Source organism: Palleronia caenipelagi (assembly GCF_007004065.1).
Classification (GTDB): Bacteria; Pseudomonadota; Alphaproteobacteria; order Rhodobacterales; family Rhodobacteraceae; genus Palleronia; species Palleronia caenipelagi.
The window spans coordinates 86421-99498 of the sequence record NZ_VFSV01000011.1; the positions used below are offsets into that span (position 1 = coordinate 86421).

Sequence of the window (13078 nt, forward strand, 5' to 3'; positions counted from 1 at the left end):
AACGCGGACCGCACATTGTCTATCGCCCGAAAGAATGGGGTCGGCGTGATCGTGGCGCAAGACATGAAGGACTGGGATCCTTGGTATGAACTGATCCCGGCCAAGCAAAATAATCCTTACCCCGGGCACGCGAATGGGTCATCGCAATTTGTTTCCCAGACGAAGCCTAAAACGAAATCATCAAATGGCAAAAGTGATCGTCCGTTTCAGGAGTTAAGTTGATTTTGGCAACTCTTTGCTTTCGACCTTGTGATTTCGCCACAGGCGGGTCGCGAAGGCCAGCAGGAACACACCCGTCAGCACCAGGATGATCGTCGGGGCCGGGGCGCTGTCGAGGTGGAAGCTGAGCCACGTCCCCAATGTCATCGCTCCCGCACAGACCAGAACCGCCACGATCAGCATGGCGCTGAACCGGCGGGTCAATAGGAAGGCGATTGCCCCCGGTGCAATCAGCAGGCCGACGGCAAGGATCAGTCCCGTGGCCGAGAGCGTCGCAATGACCGTCAGGGAAAGCACGGTCAGCAGCCCGTAATGCAACAGCCCGACCCTAAGGCCGCTCGCGCGCGCCTGGGCAGGGTCAAAGGCGTGGAGCAGCAGATCCCGCCAACTGACCAGCAACGCCAGCGTCACTCCGCCGCCGATCAGACCGGCCGTCCAGAGGTCCGGGCGGCCGACGCCGAGCATATTTCCGAACAGGATGTGATCCAGATGCTGGCTGGGATCTGCGAACCGGTAGAGCAGCAGTCCCAGCGCGAACAAGCCGGAGAAGACAACGCCGGTCAGGGTATCGCGCTTGATCCGACTATTCTCGTCGAGCCAGCCGATGGCCGTCGCGCAGGCCATCCCGGCGACGAAGGCCCCAGCGATCAGCGGCAGGCCCAAGAGAGAGGCCAGAACGATCCCCGGTAGGACCGCATGGCTCACGGCGTCGCCCATGAGTGCCCAGCCTTTCAGGACCAGGAAGCAGGACAGGAGCGCGGTAGGCACAGCCACCAGCAACCCGATCAGGAACGCGTTCTGCATGAACGGGAACTGGAACGGCACAAGCAGCGTCTCGAGGCTCATCGTAGCGATGTCTCGTGCCGGGCGCGGGCCGCTTGTCGGCGCGCCGCGCGGATGCCGTGCTTCGGGGCAAAGATGAAGGCGGCTCCGAAGACCAGCGTCTGCAGAACGACGATCAACGCGCCGGTCGCGCCGTCGAGGAAGTAACTCAGATACGCCCCGGCAAAGCTCGTCCCCGCACCGATCGCCACGGAGGTCGCAATGAGCCGGGGGAACCGGTCGCAAAGCAGATAGGCCGTGGCCCCCGGCGTGACCAGCAGCGCGACGACCAGCAGCGCACCCACGGTTTGCATGGCCGCGACTACGGAGGCGGACAACAGGGTAAAGAACACCGCCTTCAGTCGTCGCGGGCGCAGGCCCATGGAGCGGGAATGGGTCTCGTCGAAAAACACCGCCATGAGGTCCTTCCAGAGGACCGCCAGCAGCGCGAGTGACACGCCCCCGATCAGCGCCAGTTGCAGCGTGTCGGAAGGCGAAATGGCGAGGATATTGCCCATGGTGATGGTCTCAAGGCTCACCGCCACCGGGTTCCGCGAGACCATGAACAGGCCAAGCCCGAAAAATGACGTGAAAATGATACCGATCACCACATCAGTTTTCAGCCCAGAGCGCTCGCTCAGGAACAGCATGGACGCCGCCGCGAGACCTCCGGCAAAGAATGCGCCAAGCGCAAAGGGCAGGCCCAGCATGTAGGCCCCGGCCACGCCCGGGACGACGGAATGCGAAAGCGCGTCGCCGATCAGACTCCATCCCTTTAGGATCAGATAAGCAGAGAGGAACGCACAGAGCCCGCCCACCATGGCCGAGACCCACATGGCGTTGAGCATGTAGCTGTAGGCGAAGGGAGCGAACAGCTCGCTCATTCCTCATCCCCGATCACGGTCCTGGTCTCCTCGCCATAGCTGACAAAAGGCCGCTCATCGTCCGTCAGAATAGAAATCCCGCGCGCATCGGCATCTTCGTGGAGATCCTTCCCGCTGAGGGTGAAATGGCGCAGCACACCGCCAAAGGCGCGATCCAGATTGTAGGGGGTGAACACCTCTGCCGTGGGGCCATGGGCGAGCACCGTGCCCTTGACCAAGATCGTACGGTCGCAGAACTCAGGAACAGAGCCAAGATTGTGGGTCGAGACCAGCATCACCCGCCCCTCATCCCGCAGCTCGCGCAACAGGGCGATGATCTGCTCTTCGGTCTTCACGTCAACACCTGTAAAAGGCTCATCGAGCAGGATCAGCTGCCCTTCCTGCGCAAGTGCCCGGGCGAGAAAGACCCGTTTACGCTGCCCGCCCGAGAGCTCACCGATCTGACGGTTCCGCAGATGGCCCATGCCAACCCGCTGCAACGCTGCTTCGACGGCCTGATGGTCGGCAGGACGGGCGCGGCGGAGCCACCCCATATGCCCGTAGCGCCCCATCATCACCACATCCTCGACCAGCACCGGGAAGCTCCAGTCCACCTCCTCTGACTGGGGCACATAGGCGACGAGGTTCTGGCGCAGAGCCGCGCGGACGGGCTGACCGAGCAGCCGGATTTCGCCGGAGCCGGAGGGGACGAAGCCCATGATCGCTTTGAACAGCGTCGATTTCCCGGCCCCGTTCACGCCCACCAGCGCGGTGATCGTCCCTCGGGGAACCTCGAACGTCACATCGCGCAGTGCGGTGTGGCCGTTGCGATAAGTGACCGTCAGGTCCCGCGCCTCGATGCCGGGAGTGCTGTTCACTCCGTCGCCCCCGTCAGCCCGTCCACCACCGTGGTTGCCGTGACGCGCAGCAGGTCGAGATAAGTCGGCACCGGGCCGTCGGGCTCGGACAGAGAGTCCACGTAGAGGAGCCCGCCGAACGCCGACCCGGTTTCCCGGGCCACCTGTTCGGCGGGGCGGGCGCTGACCGTGCTTTCGCAAAAGACCGCCGGGATCTCATGCGCCCGCACCCCATCGATCACTTTGCGCACCTGTTTCGGCGTGCCGGTGCCGTCGGCATTGATCGGCCAGAGATAGAGCTCCTTCAGCCCAAAATCCTCCGCCAGATAGGAGAATGCCCCTTCGCAGGTTACCAGCCAGCGCTGGGCCTCGGGGATGTCCGCGACGCGTGCCTTCAGCGGGGCCAGTGCTGCCCTGATCTCGGTTTTGTAGTTCTCGGCATTCGCGACATATGTCGCGGCGTTCCCGGGATCATGCTCCGACAGGGCAGCGGCGATGTTGTCCACATAGACCATCGCATTCTCCACACCCATCCACGCATGAGGGTTCGCCGCGCCCTCATAACTGCCCTCCGCGATGGGGATCGGAGTGATACCATCGGTCAGGACCGCAGAGGGCACGTCGCGCAGATTGCGCAAGAACTGCTCAAACCAGATTTCGAGGTTCAGGCCATTCCACAGGATCAGATCGGCATCCTGCGCCCCGACAATATCGCGCGGCGTCGGGGAATACCCGTGGATCTCGGCACCGGGGCGGGTGATCGAGATGACCTCCGCCGCATCCCCCGCCACGTTCTGCGCCATATCCTGAAGCACGGTAAAAGTGGTCACGACCTTCATGGGCTCGGCACCGGCAGTACCGGCAGTGAGGGCGAGGGCAGGCAACAAGGCAGCGTGGCGCATTCGGCCTCCGGTTCGGGGTGGGTGCCCCAGATGAGAATGAGTTGCATTTGGAACATGGGAGTTTCCTATCCCTGTGCAAGGGGAATTTTGCCCAAATTGATGCGCGGTTCTGTGAGGCGTTGCGCCGGGGCGGGCGGGCGGTCTACTTCTGGGCCAAAGCAAACAGGAGCCCCGCCCGTGTCGATCCGCCGCCTTTGCCTCGCTGCCCTCCTCTGTCTCGCGCCGACCATGGGGTGGTCCCAGTCCCGCGCCCAGCTCGAACAGCAGTTCAGCGGCTGGCTGCAAGGCACGGTCTGGCCCGCCGCAAGGCAACAGGGCGTCGCGCAGGGAACGTTCAACGCGGCCCTCGGTGGGGTGACGCCGCAATGGGACCTGCCGGGTCTCCGGGGCGGCTCGGGCGGCAGTCAGGCTGAGTTCGGCTCGCCGGGCAAGTATTTCAGCCGTGGCAAGGTGGATGGTGCCACCTCCACCGGACGTCAGATGGCACAGAAATACGGTCGCACTCTGGCCGCTGTCGAGCGCGCGACCGGCGTTCCGGGGCGCACCATTCTGGCGATCTGGGGCATCGAGAGCTCCTATGGGCGCGCCAAGATCCCCCATGACGTGTTCCGCATCCTTGCCACGCGGGGCTTTCTCAGCGACCGCCGCGCCTATTTCACCAATGAGCTGATCGCTGCGCTGAAGATCGCGCAGACCAGCCGTATCGCCCCCGCCTCCATGCGCTCCAGTTGGGCGGGGGCCATGGGGCAGCCTCAGTTTATGCCGTCGAACTATTTGAAATACGCCGCTGACGGAGATGGCGACGGGCGTGCGGATATCTGGCGCTCGGATGCGGACACCATGGCCTCCATCGGCAATTTCCTCGCCCGCCACGGCTGGCAAAGGGGCCGTGACTGGGGGTTTGAAGTGGTCGTGCCCCCGTCGGTATCCTGCACGCTCGAAGGTCCCGATCAGGGGCGCCGCATTTCCGACTGGGCAAAGATGGGCGTGCGGCGCGTGAACGGAAAACCTTTTCCGAACAACGAGCTGCGCGGGGAAGGTTATCTGATGATGCCTGCCGGTCGCAACGGCCCGGCCTTTATCGTCACCCCCAATTTTTATGTGCTGAAGGATTACAACATGAGCGATCTCTATGCGCTCTTTGTCGGTCACGTGGGCGATCGGATCCAGTACGGCGTCGGTGATTTCGCAGGCCGTTGGGGCAAGGTCGGGGGGCTAAGCCGCCGGGATGTGGCCGCCATGCAGCGGGGGCTGGAGCGGCAGGGCCATGATGTGGGCGGCGCGGACGGTCTCGCCGGTTTCAAAACGCGCCGGTCCATCGGGCGCTGGCAGGAGGCCACAGGTCAGGCCGCTACCTGCTTCCCCGAGGCGTCGATGAAACGGGCTCTGGCGCGGTGAGAGCCGCGCTTTTCGCCGTTTGTCTGGCGGGTGCGGCAGGCGCCGGAGAGGTGCCGCAGTCTTTGAGTGACGCCGATTTTAGCAGTCATGACCCGGAGGAGGTGCGCCTGGGGCAGCTCCTCTTTTACGATCCGATCCTGTCGGGCAATCGCGAGGTCTCCTGCGCCACCTGCCACCATCCCCGGTTCGCGACCGGCGACGGCCTTTCGCTGGGTATTGGCGACGGCGGCAAAGGGCTGGGGCCGGAGCGCATCGCCGATCCCGACAACCCGCCTGAACAGCGCATCCCGCGCAACGCGCCGCCGTTGTTTAATCTCGGCCATGGAGATGTGACGGTGCTATTTGCCGATGGCCGGATCGAACGCGACGCCACCCGGCCCAGTGGTTTCCGGACCCCGTTGGAGGAGGAGATGGTCAACGGTTTTGCCGGCCTTCTCTCGGCCCAAACCATGTTCCCGGTGCTCTCGCCCGACGAGATGGCGGGGCATTATCAGGAAAACGAGATCTCCAAAGCGGTGCGTCAGGGACGTCTGACCGGGGAGGGCGGCGCCTGGGATCTGATCGCTGCCCTCATCCGCGCGATTCCGGCGTATCAGGAGAGGTTCGAGTCCGTTTATCCCGAGATCGAGGACGGTCGTCCGCTTGATTTCACCGATATTTCCAACGCCATCGCGGCGTTCATGGCCGAGGAATGGCGATCGGAAGACAGCGCCTTTGATCGTCATTTGCGCGGTGAGGCAACGCTGACGGGGCCGGCAGCTGAGGGGATGGAGCTATTTTACGGTGAGGCAGGCTGTGTCGCGTGTCATTCCGGCCCGCTCCTGTCGGATTTCGGGTTCCACGTCATGGGCGCGCCGCAGCTTGGTCCGGGGAAAGCTGAGCGCTTCGAGACTCATCAGCGTGATTTGGGCCGGTTCCGGGTCACGGGTCGCGAGGCTGACCGCTATGCCTTTCGCACGCCGATGCTGCGCAACGTGACGCGAACCGGGCCGTGGGGCCATGCGGGCGGACATGCGGATTTGAGGGCGTTCCTGCGGGATCATATGGCCCCACGGGCTGGACTTGACGCGGATATGCGCGACGTGGTGCTGCCGCCGCTCGACGGCATTGCGCCGGATTGGGCAGTGATGGACAGCGGATCAGACCGTGAGGACATTCGCGCGGCGATTCCAATTCCGGACAGGGTGGCGTCTGAGGCCGAGCTCACCGCGCTCCTCGCTTTTCTCACCGCGCTCGAAGATCCCGTCGCCCTGTCCGGGCGCCTCGGTATTCCCGATGCCGTCCCGTCGGGCCTGCCCGTGGATCGCTAGGGCGCGCGGCGGAGCGTCAGGCGCTGATCCGCGCTCACGCTTTGCCAGTCTGTGACCTCACCATCCGGCCAGATCACCCGTAGCTCGGCCTCGCTGGCCTCCCCAAGGCCGAAATGAACAGGACCAGACTGCCCGCCGGCATGACCGCCACCGACCGTGACCTCCCGCGCCTGCATCCGATCGCCGATCCGCAATTCGATCCACGCCCCCACCGCGCGGGTGTTGCCGTTCTCCTGTCGCAGCTCCACCCCCAACCAGTGGCCGGTTTCGGGCGTCACGTTGTGCCAGATCTTCAAGGGCGCGCGGCGGGCGGACACCACGAGGTCGAGCCGCCCGTCCCCATCCAGATCCACCAGCGCCCCGCCCCGTGAGCGCACAGGGTCTCCGATCCCTGCGACACCGCCGGCCTCCGTGAATCGGCCGTCCTCGCCCTGCATCAACAGGTTGTTAGGGTCGGCCATGGCGTTGGAGGGCATCTGGTCCACGTTGCCCTTCGCGATGAACAGATCGAGCCGCCCGTCATTATCCACATCGCCGAACTCCGCGTGCCAGCCGGTCGAAGGACGTCCGTCATCACCCGTGTAGGGGCGCTGAGCCGCCGCGCCCATCTCGAAGGGCGCGTTCCGCATCGTGTCGCCCGCGTTCATTTGCAGGAGCTGGTCGCCCATGGAGGTCAGCATGACTTCGGGCTTGCCGTCGCCGGTAAGATCTGCGGAGGCGATGCCCATCCCCCAAATAGACACATGGGGCCAGTCGGTGCGGGGAGTGAGGGGGCTGAGATGCCACATCTCCTCATACCCGCCGCGCAGGTAATAATGGCGGTCGTTGGAGATCCGTAGCTCCGGTGTGCCGCTGCGTTGCCAGTCAGAGATCAACATCGAGAGCGTGCAATAGCCGGGTGATATCGGCTCGGCCTTGCCCCAGCCATTCCCCTCTGGCCGGTAGAGCTGATGATCATCGCAGGCGCCGAACGGCCCGTCGGGATCGTCGCGATCTACGTAATTGCCGAACACCAGCGTCGGGCGCGTCGCCCCGCTTTCCCATGTGGCGGTAAAGGCCGTGGTCCAGGCTGTGTCCGCAGCGCCCCCCCAAGCCTCGGTCATGTTCTTAAACCCGCACTGCCCGTCGCCCTTAAGCAATCGGTTCGCCCCGACGCGCAGCACCGCCAGATCCAGCGTACCGTCCCCGTCGAGGTCGAGCGGATAAACGCCCGTTGTGCCAAGCATCTCGGGCAGGGGGGCGGTGTCAAAGCGGATGGTATCCCCCTCGGTGCGGTTTACAAAGAGGCGCAACGGTTTTGTCCCCCCGGCAGCGGCAAGATCCGGGAGGTTGTCTCCATTGCAGTTGAACGCGGCGACGCCGCCGCCGACGAAATGCTCCCAGCCGCCGGAATAGACGTGATCCAACGGCAGCGCGTCGGACAGCAGTTCGAACCGGGGGTCGGCCGCGGCGGGCAGGGCCACGAGCAGTCCGAGCAAAGCCCTCATGCCGCATCCTCCCGCGGCAGGCCGAGCTCGGCCTCGGTCACCGCCGAAAGCGCCAGTGCCGCGCCGCCATGAGCCCAGAGCAAATCATCCCAGCGGTGCACTTCGATCCGGGGCAGAGAGCGGCCTGCGCCCAGCACCAGTTGCCGCATTTCGCTGAGGGACTCCTCGGCCTCAAAGTAATTCTGCCCAAGCCGGTCGCCGGACAGAATGATAAAGGACGGATCGAGCAGGCTGACCATGTTGGCCAGACCGAGCGCCAGATAGCGGCCCGCCCGGGTAAAAATTGACCGGGCCACGGGGTTACCGGCCTTGGCTTCGTCCCCGAGCCGGATCAGGAGTTCGGTGGTCCGCGCCACAGGTTCGTCCAACAGCCCCAGCGCCGCACGGGCTTCGCGGACCAGCGCATAGTCTGAGACATAGGCTTCGAGGCATCCCCTCTGACCGCAGCGGCAGAGCGCTCCGTCGAGTTGCACCTTGGTGTGGGCCAGCTCCAGACCATAGCCATGGGCACCCCGGAACAGCCGGTGGTCGAGCACGGCACCGGTGCCCACGCCTTTTTCCACGGTCACCACGAGGAAATCGCTCTTGTCCCGACCGACGCCGAACCACAGTTCTGCCAGCGCGACCAGATTGGCGTCATTGTCGATGCTGACCGGCACGCCCAGATGTGCGTGCAGAAGATCGGCGAAGTTAGTGCCCCGGGTGTCGAGCAGCGGCGACCACGCAACAATGCCACTGAAATTGTCCACGTATCCGGGCACTGCGACACCGAGATGGGCGATTTGCGGGGGCGTGAGGTTGCCCTCGTTCAGCAATTCCCGGAACAACGTCGCGCAGTTTTCGGCCCAGACCCGTGGGCTGTCCATGCCGGTGTCCACTTCAATCCGGGCCGACGCGATTTGCTGGCCGCCAAAATTCACCACGATGCCGGTCATTTCGTGAGTGCCGAGCTTGATCCCCGCCACCAGATGCCGTCCGGCCTCAATGGCGAGAGCGACCGGAGGGCGACCCCTCGGGCTGTCCGTCGGCGTCAGGGTGGCTCGGGTCTCGCAGAGGAACCCGTCATCTATCAACTCGGCTGTGAGCGTTGAGGCGGTGGCCGGCGAGATGCGCAATTCCTTCGCAATCTGACTGCGCGATGCGCTGCCTGCGGCCCGGATCCGCTCAAAGATCTGGAGTTTCACAGGGCGTTGTGCATCACTCAGGCTAGGGCAAAGAGGCCCGCATCCCAGCGGTGTCTCGTGATCTGAAGGGCTGTGCATTTATTTTCCCTGTCGAACTAAAGCCCCACTAATTTATGGATGATCCACCGAATTGGGGCGTAATTTTTGAAATTTCTGGCACGGCAGGGGCGCCGTGACAACTTTTTTCTTTGACAGGTGAAAATAATCTTGTCAGAAGCGACTGCGAGACCCAGAAGGGTCCACAACTTTAGGGAGGCTATCCATGAAACGCCGTATTTTTCTTGCCGCCGCGCTGACGGCCACCTGCCTGACCCCTGCCGCCGTTCTGGCCGAGGGCGTCACAGTAGGTGTGAGCTGGTCCAACTTCCAGGAGGAGCGCTGGAAGACCGACGAGGCCGCGATCAAGGCCGCGCTGGAAGAGGCCGGGGCGACCTATATCTCGTCGGACGCCCAGTCGTCGTCATCCAAGCAGCTGTCGGATGTTGAATCGCTCATCAGCCAGGGCGCTGACGCGCTGATTATTCTGGCGCAGGATACCCAGGCCGTGATCCCTGCGGTGCAGCTTGCTGCCGATAACGGCATTCCGGTGATCGCCTATGACCGTCTGATCGAAGACGCCCGCGCTTTTTACCTGACCTTCGACAATGTCGAGGTTGGCCGGATGCAGGCCCGTGCCGTGCTCGAAGCCGCGCCCGAGGGCAACTACGTGATGATCAAGGGCTCGCCCACCGATCCGAACGCCGACTTCCTGCGCGGAGGTCAGCAGGAAGTGCTGCAGGAGGCCATCGACGCGGGCAAGATCACCATCGTCGGCGAAGCCTATACCGACCAGTGGTTGCCCGCCAACGCCCAGCGCAACATGGAGCAGATTCTGACCGCCGCTGACAACAAGGTCGATGCGGTCGTGGCCTCCAATGACGGCACCGCCGGTGGCGCCGTGGCCGCGCTTCAGGCACAGGGCATGGCCGGGATCCCGGTCTCGGGCCAAGACGCCGACAAGGCGGCGCTGAACCGCGTGGCCATGGGCACCCAGACCGTCTCCGTGTGGAAAGACAGCCGTGATCTCGGTCGCCGCGCCGGTGAAGTGGCTGTGGCTCTGGCCGGTGGTGATATGCTGAAGGATGTCGAGGGCGCCTCCGAGTGGACCTCGCCTGCCGGCACGACCCTGACCGCTCAATTCCTGAACCCCGTTCCGGTGACTCAGGACAATCTCGATGTGGTCGTCGAGGCGGGCTGGATCACCAAAGACGAGCTGTGCCAGGGCGTCGAGAACGGCCCGGCCGCCTGCAACTGATCTTCTGATCGGATGCCGGGTGCCGCCCGCCTGACGCGCGGCGGCACCCATTCCTTTTCATATTTCAGACCGGAGCATAGCGATGGCCGATGCCAGCGCCTCGGAGGCGCCTACCCAACGCAAAAACATCTTTCAGACGCTGGAGATCGACACCCGACTGCTGGGGATGGTCGGTGCGTTCATCGTTGTCTGCCTGGTGTTCAACCTTTTGACCGACGGGCGATTCCTGACGCCCCGGAACGTCTTTAACCTGACCATCCAGACCGTCTCCGTGGCCATCATGGCGACCGGAATGGTGTTTGTGATCGTTACCCGCCACATTGATCTGAGCGTGGGTTCGCTGCTGGCGACCTGCTCGGCGATGATGGCGATCACCCAGACCAATATCCTCCCCTCCATCGGGCTGGACCTCGGCAACCCGCTCATCGCGCCCATCGCGATCATCGTGGGTCTGGCCGTGGGTGCGCTGATCGGGGCCTTCAACGGCTGGCTTGTGGGCTATCTGGCCATCCCGGCATTTATCGTGACCCTCGGCGGTTTGCTGGTCTGGCGAAACGTGGGCTGGTACATGACCAAGGGTCAGACCATCGGCCCGCTCGACCAGAACTATCAGATGCTGGGCGGCATCGGCGGCACGCTTGGTGAAACGGCGAGCTGGATCCTCGGCGTCCTCGCGGTGCTGGCGGCCTGCTTTGCCATCTGGAGCGCGCGCAAATCCCGCATCTCCCATGACTTCCCGGTCAAGCCGGTCTGGGCCGAGTTTGTCCTCATGGGTATCTCAGCGGTGCTGATCCTCGGTTTCATCGCCACGCTGAATGCCTACGAGGTGCCGACGCGGGTGCTGGAGCGTCAGTTCGAGGCCCGGGGCGAGGTGCTGCCGGAGGGCTATTCCGAAGGCTATGGTCTGCCCTTCTCGGTCCTCTTGCTGGTGATCGTCGCGGTGACCATGACTATCGTGGCGCGCAAGACGCGGCTGGGGCGCTACATTTTCGCCACCGGGGGCAACCCGGACGCGGCGGAGCTGTCGGGCATCAACACGCGTTTTCTGACGGTGAAGATCTTCGCCATCATGGGGATCCTCTGCGGCCTCGCGGCGGTCGTCGCCTCTGCCCGTCTGTCCTTCCACTCCAATGACATCGGCACGCTGGACGAACTCCGCGTCATCGCGGCGGCTGTCATCGGCGGAACGGCTCTGGCGGGCGGGGTCGGCACGATCTACGGCGCCATTCTGGGCGCGCTGATTATGCAGTCGCTGCAATCGGGCATGGCCATGGTTGGTGTGGATGCGCCGTTCCAGAACATCGTCGTGGGCGCTGTGCTTGTCATCGCTGTCCTCGTGGACATCATCTACCGCAAGCGGACAGGAGCGAAGTGATGGTTGATCGTACCGGAACCCCCCTCGTCGACATGCGCGACATCTCGATCTCCTTCGGTGGGATCAAGGCCGTGGATCACGTCTCGGTCGATCTCTTCCCCGGTGAAGTTGTGGGCCTTCTGGGGCATAACGGCGCGGGTAAGTCGACGCTGATCAAGTGCCTCTCGGGCGCCTATCAGGCCAATGCGGGCGAAATCTACGTGAACGGCCAGAAGGCCGAGATCGCCAACCCCCGCGATGCGCGCGACTATAACATCGAGACGATTTACCAGACGCTGGCGCTGGCCGATAACCTTGACGCCGCCTCAAACCTGTTTCTGGGGCGCGAGCTGACCACCTCCATGGGCTTCGTCAATGAGGCGGCCATGGAGGCGGAGACGCGTAAGATCATGGGCCGCCTGAATCCGAACTTCCAGAAGTTCGCTGCGCCGGTTTCTGCCCTGTCGGGCGGCCAGCGCCAGTCGGTCGCCATCGCGCGGGCGGTCTATTTCCAGGCCAAGATCCTGATTATGGACGAGCCCACGGCTGCGCTTGGTCCGCAGGAGACCGAGATGGTCGCCCAGCTCATTGAAGAGCTGAAGCGTCAGGGCCTCGGGATCTTCCTCATTGACCATGACGTCCATCAGGTGAAGCGCCTCTGTGACCGGGCTGCGGTGATGAAGAACGGCAAGCTCGTGGGCGTGGTGAAGGTGGACGAGGTGACCACCGACGATTTGCTTGCGATGATCATTGCCGGGAAAAAGCCTGAGCATCTGGCGGCCTGAGCCTGTCTCTTTGTTGAAACTGAACCGCCCGGTCCTGATGGACCGGGCGTCGTCGTTTTGGAGGTTCCCCTTGCCTGTCACGCCGGATCGGCTAAGCGGGGAGGATGACCGAGCCACATTCCGACCTCCTTGCGAGCCTCAATCCATCCCCCGCCCGCCGCTACTTGGCCGCCGGGGTGTTTCTTGGGCTTGGCCTCATTCTGATGACCGTGGCCATGAAGCCCGCCGAGGGCGAAGCGGTGGGGCGGATCGCACTGGTGGTGATGGGGCTCGCCTCGCTCGGGGCGGGCTGGGCGGTCTGGCGCGCGTCCTCCCGCGCTCTGTATCTGACCTCTGAGGCGCTGATTCAAAGCGACGGACAGGTGGTCGCGCCGCTGTCGCAGATCGCGGGCGTCGAGCGGGGGGTCTTCGCTATGAAGCCCTCGAACGGTTTCGTTCTGCGCCTCCGCGAGCCCCTTCCACGGCACTGGTCACCGGGGATGTGGTGGAGATTCGGCAAGCGGGTCGGGGTCGGCGGCATCACCGCGCCAGCCGAAGGGAAGGCCATGGCCGACATTCTTGCCCTCCGCCTGGCGGAACAAAACGATTGAGACGAAAAAGGGC

At 64.0% G+C, this 13078-nt stretch carries 13 protein-coding genes; 7 read left to right on the forward strand and 6 right to left on the reverse strand.

Annotated elements, in window-relative coordinates; genetic code table 11:
* The first annotated feature begins 15 nt into the window (after nt 1–15).
* A complete protein-coding gene (locus FEV53_RS21215; RefSeq protein ID WP_142834446.1) occupies nt 16–222 on the forward strand; it encodes a hypothetical protein in 207 nt (68 codons plus the stop codon).
* Here the strand turns inward: FEV53_RS21215 and FEV53_RS08795 are convergent.
* Genes FEV53_RS08795 through FEV53_RS08810 form a run of 4 tightly spaced genes read right to left on the reverse strand, consistent with a single transcriptional unit; the run spans nt 214 to nt 3663 of the window.
* A complete protein-coding gene (locus FEV53_RS08795; RefSeq protein WP_142834447.1) occupies nt 214–1065 on the reverse strand; it encodes a metal ABC transporter permease in 852 nt (283 codons plus the stop codon). The two genes, FEV53_RS21215 and FEV53_RS08795, sit on opposite strands and share 9 nt — an antisense overlap.
* Nucleotides 1062–1925, reverse strand: a complete 864-nt coding sequence (locus FEV53_RS08800; RefSeq protein WP_142834448.1) for a metal ABC transporter permease — start codon at nt 1923–1925, stop codon at nt 1062–1064. The genes FEV53_RS08795 and FEV53_RS08800 overlap by 4 nt, the downstream gene beginning before the upstream one ends.
* Nucleotides 1922–2782, reverse strand: coding sequence for a manganese/iron ABC transporter ATP-binding protein (locus FEV53_RS08805; RefSeq protein WP_142834449.1), 861 nt, complete (start codon nt 2780–2782; stop codon nt 1922–1924). Before FEV53_RS08805 ends, FEV53_RS08800 begins: the two co-directional genes overlap by 4 nt.
* Nucleotides 2779–3663: a metal ABC transporter substrate-binding protein gene (locus FEV53_RS08810; RefSeq protein ID WP_142834450.1), complete on the reverse strand. Its 885-nt coding sequence runs from the start codon at nt 3661–3663 to the stop codon at nt 2779–2781. The genes FEV53_RS08805 and FEV53_RS08810 overlap by 4 nt, the downstream gene beginning before the upstream one ends.
* A gap of 228 nt (nt 3664–3891) precedes the next feature.
* Between FEV53_RS08810 and FEV53_RS08815 the strand changes: the two genes are divergently transcribed.
* Nucleotides 3892–5061, forward strand: coding sequence for a lytic murein transglycosylase (locus tag FEV53_RS08815; protein ID WP_142834479.1), 1170 nt, complete (start codon nt 3892–3894; stop codon nt 5059–5061).
* Nucleotides 5058–6371, forward strand: a complete 1314-nt coding sequence (locus FEV53_RS08820) for a cytochrome-c peroxidase (RefSeq protein WP_425465476.1) — start codon at nt 5058–5060, stop codon at nt 6369–6371. The genes FEV53_RS08815 and FEV53_RS08820 overlap by 4 nt, the downstream gene beginning before the upstream one ends.
* Here FEV53_RS08820 and FEV53_RS08825 read toward each other — a convergent pair.
* Nucleotides 6368–7858 (reverse strand): CRTAC1 family protein, encoded by a 1491-nt coding sequence (locus tag FEV53_RS08825; RefSeq protein ID WP_142834451.1) that lies wholly within the window; start codon nt 7856–7858, stop codon nt 6368–6370. The two genes, FEV53_RS08820 and FEV53_RS08825, sit on opposite strands and share 4 nt — an antisense overlap.
* On the reverse strand, nt 7855–9042 hold the full coding sequence (locus FEV53_RS08830; RefSeq protein WP_246100764.1) for an ROK family transcriptional regulator: 1188 nt from the start codon (nt 9040–9042) through the stop codon (nt 7855–7857). The genes FEV53_RS08825 and FEV53_RS08830 overlap by 4 nt, the downstream gene beginning before the upstream one ends.
* 262 nt (nt 9043–9304) lie before the next feature.
* Between FEV53_RS08830 and xylF the strand changes: the two genes are divergently transcribed.
* The 4 genes from xylF (at nt 9305) to FEV53_RS08850 (ending at nt 13065) form a co-directional block, all read left to right on the forward strand.
* Nucleotides 9305–10336 (forward strand): D-xylose ABC transporter substrate-binding protein, encoded by a 1032-nt coding sequence (gene xylF / locus FEV53_RS08835; RefSeq protein WP_142834453.1) that lies wholly within the window; start codon nt 9305–9307, stop codon nt 10334–10336.
* An 82-nt stretch (nt 10337–10418) separates the two neighbouring features.
* The gene (locus FEV53_RS08840; protein ID WP_142834454.1) at nt 10419–11711 is read left to right on the forward strand and encodes a sugar ABC transporter permease; all 1293 of its coding nucleotides are present in this window, start codon (nt 10419–10421) and stop codon (nt 11709–11711) included.
* Nucleotides 11711–12475 carry an ATP-binding cassette domain-containing protein gene (locus tag FEV53_RS08845; RefSeq protein ID WP_142834455.1) on the forward strand — a complete coding sequence of 255 codons (765 nt, stop codon included), beginning with the start codon at nt 11711–11713 and terminating at the stop codon, nt 12473–12475. Before FEV53_RS08840 ends, FEV53_RS08845 begins: the two co-directional genes overlap by 1 nt.
* A gap of 104 nt (nt 12476–12579) precedes the next feature.
* Nucleotides 12580–13065, forward strand: coding sequence for a hypothetical protein (locus tag FEV53_RS08850; RefSeq protein WP_142834456.1), 486 nt, complete (start codon nt 12580–12582; stop codon nt 13063–13065).
* Nucleotides 13066–13078: the final 13 nt, after the last annotated feature.

Bases quoted from the DNA above. Each gene is read 5' to 3' on its own strand.
- FEV53_RS08815 (WP_142834479.1), top strand. From the start codon at position 3,892: ATGGGGTGGTCCCAGTCCCGCGCCCAGCTCGAACAGCAGTTCAGCGGC.
- FEV53_RS08800 (WP_142834448.1), bottom strand. From the start codon at position 1,925: ATGAGCGAGCTGTTCGCTCCCTTCGCCTACAGCTACATGCTCAACGCC.
- FEV53_RS08795 (WP_142834447.1), bottom strand. From the start codon at position 1,065: ATGAGCCTCGAGACGCTGCTTGTGCCGTTCCAGTTCCCGTTCATGCAG.
- FEV53_RS08840 (WP_142834454.1), top strand. From the start codon at position 10,419: ATGGCCGATGCCAGCGCCTCGGAGGCGCCTACCCAACGCAAAAACATC.
- FEV53_RS08850 (WP_142834456.1), top strand. From the start codon at position 12,580: ATGACCGAGCCACATTCCGACCTCCTTGCGAGCCTCAATCCATCCCCC.
- FEV53_RS08825 (WP_142834451.1), bottom strand. From the start codon at position 7,858: ATGAGGGCTTTGCTCGGACTGCTCGTGGCCCTGCCCGCCGCGGCCGAC.
- xylF (WP_142834453.1), top strand. From the start codon at position 9,305: ATGAAACGCCGTATTTTTCTTGCCGCCGCGCTGACGGCCACCTGCCTG.
- FEV53_RS08810 (WP_142834450.1), bottom strand. From the start codon at position 3,663: ATGCGCCACGCTGCCTTGTTGCCTGCCCTCGCCCTCACTGCCGGTACT.
- FEV53_RS08845 (WP_142834455.1), top strand. From the start codon at position 11,711: ATGGTTGATCGTACCGGAACCCCCCTCGTCGACATGCGCGACATCTCG.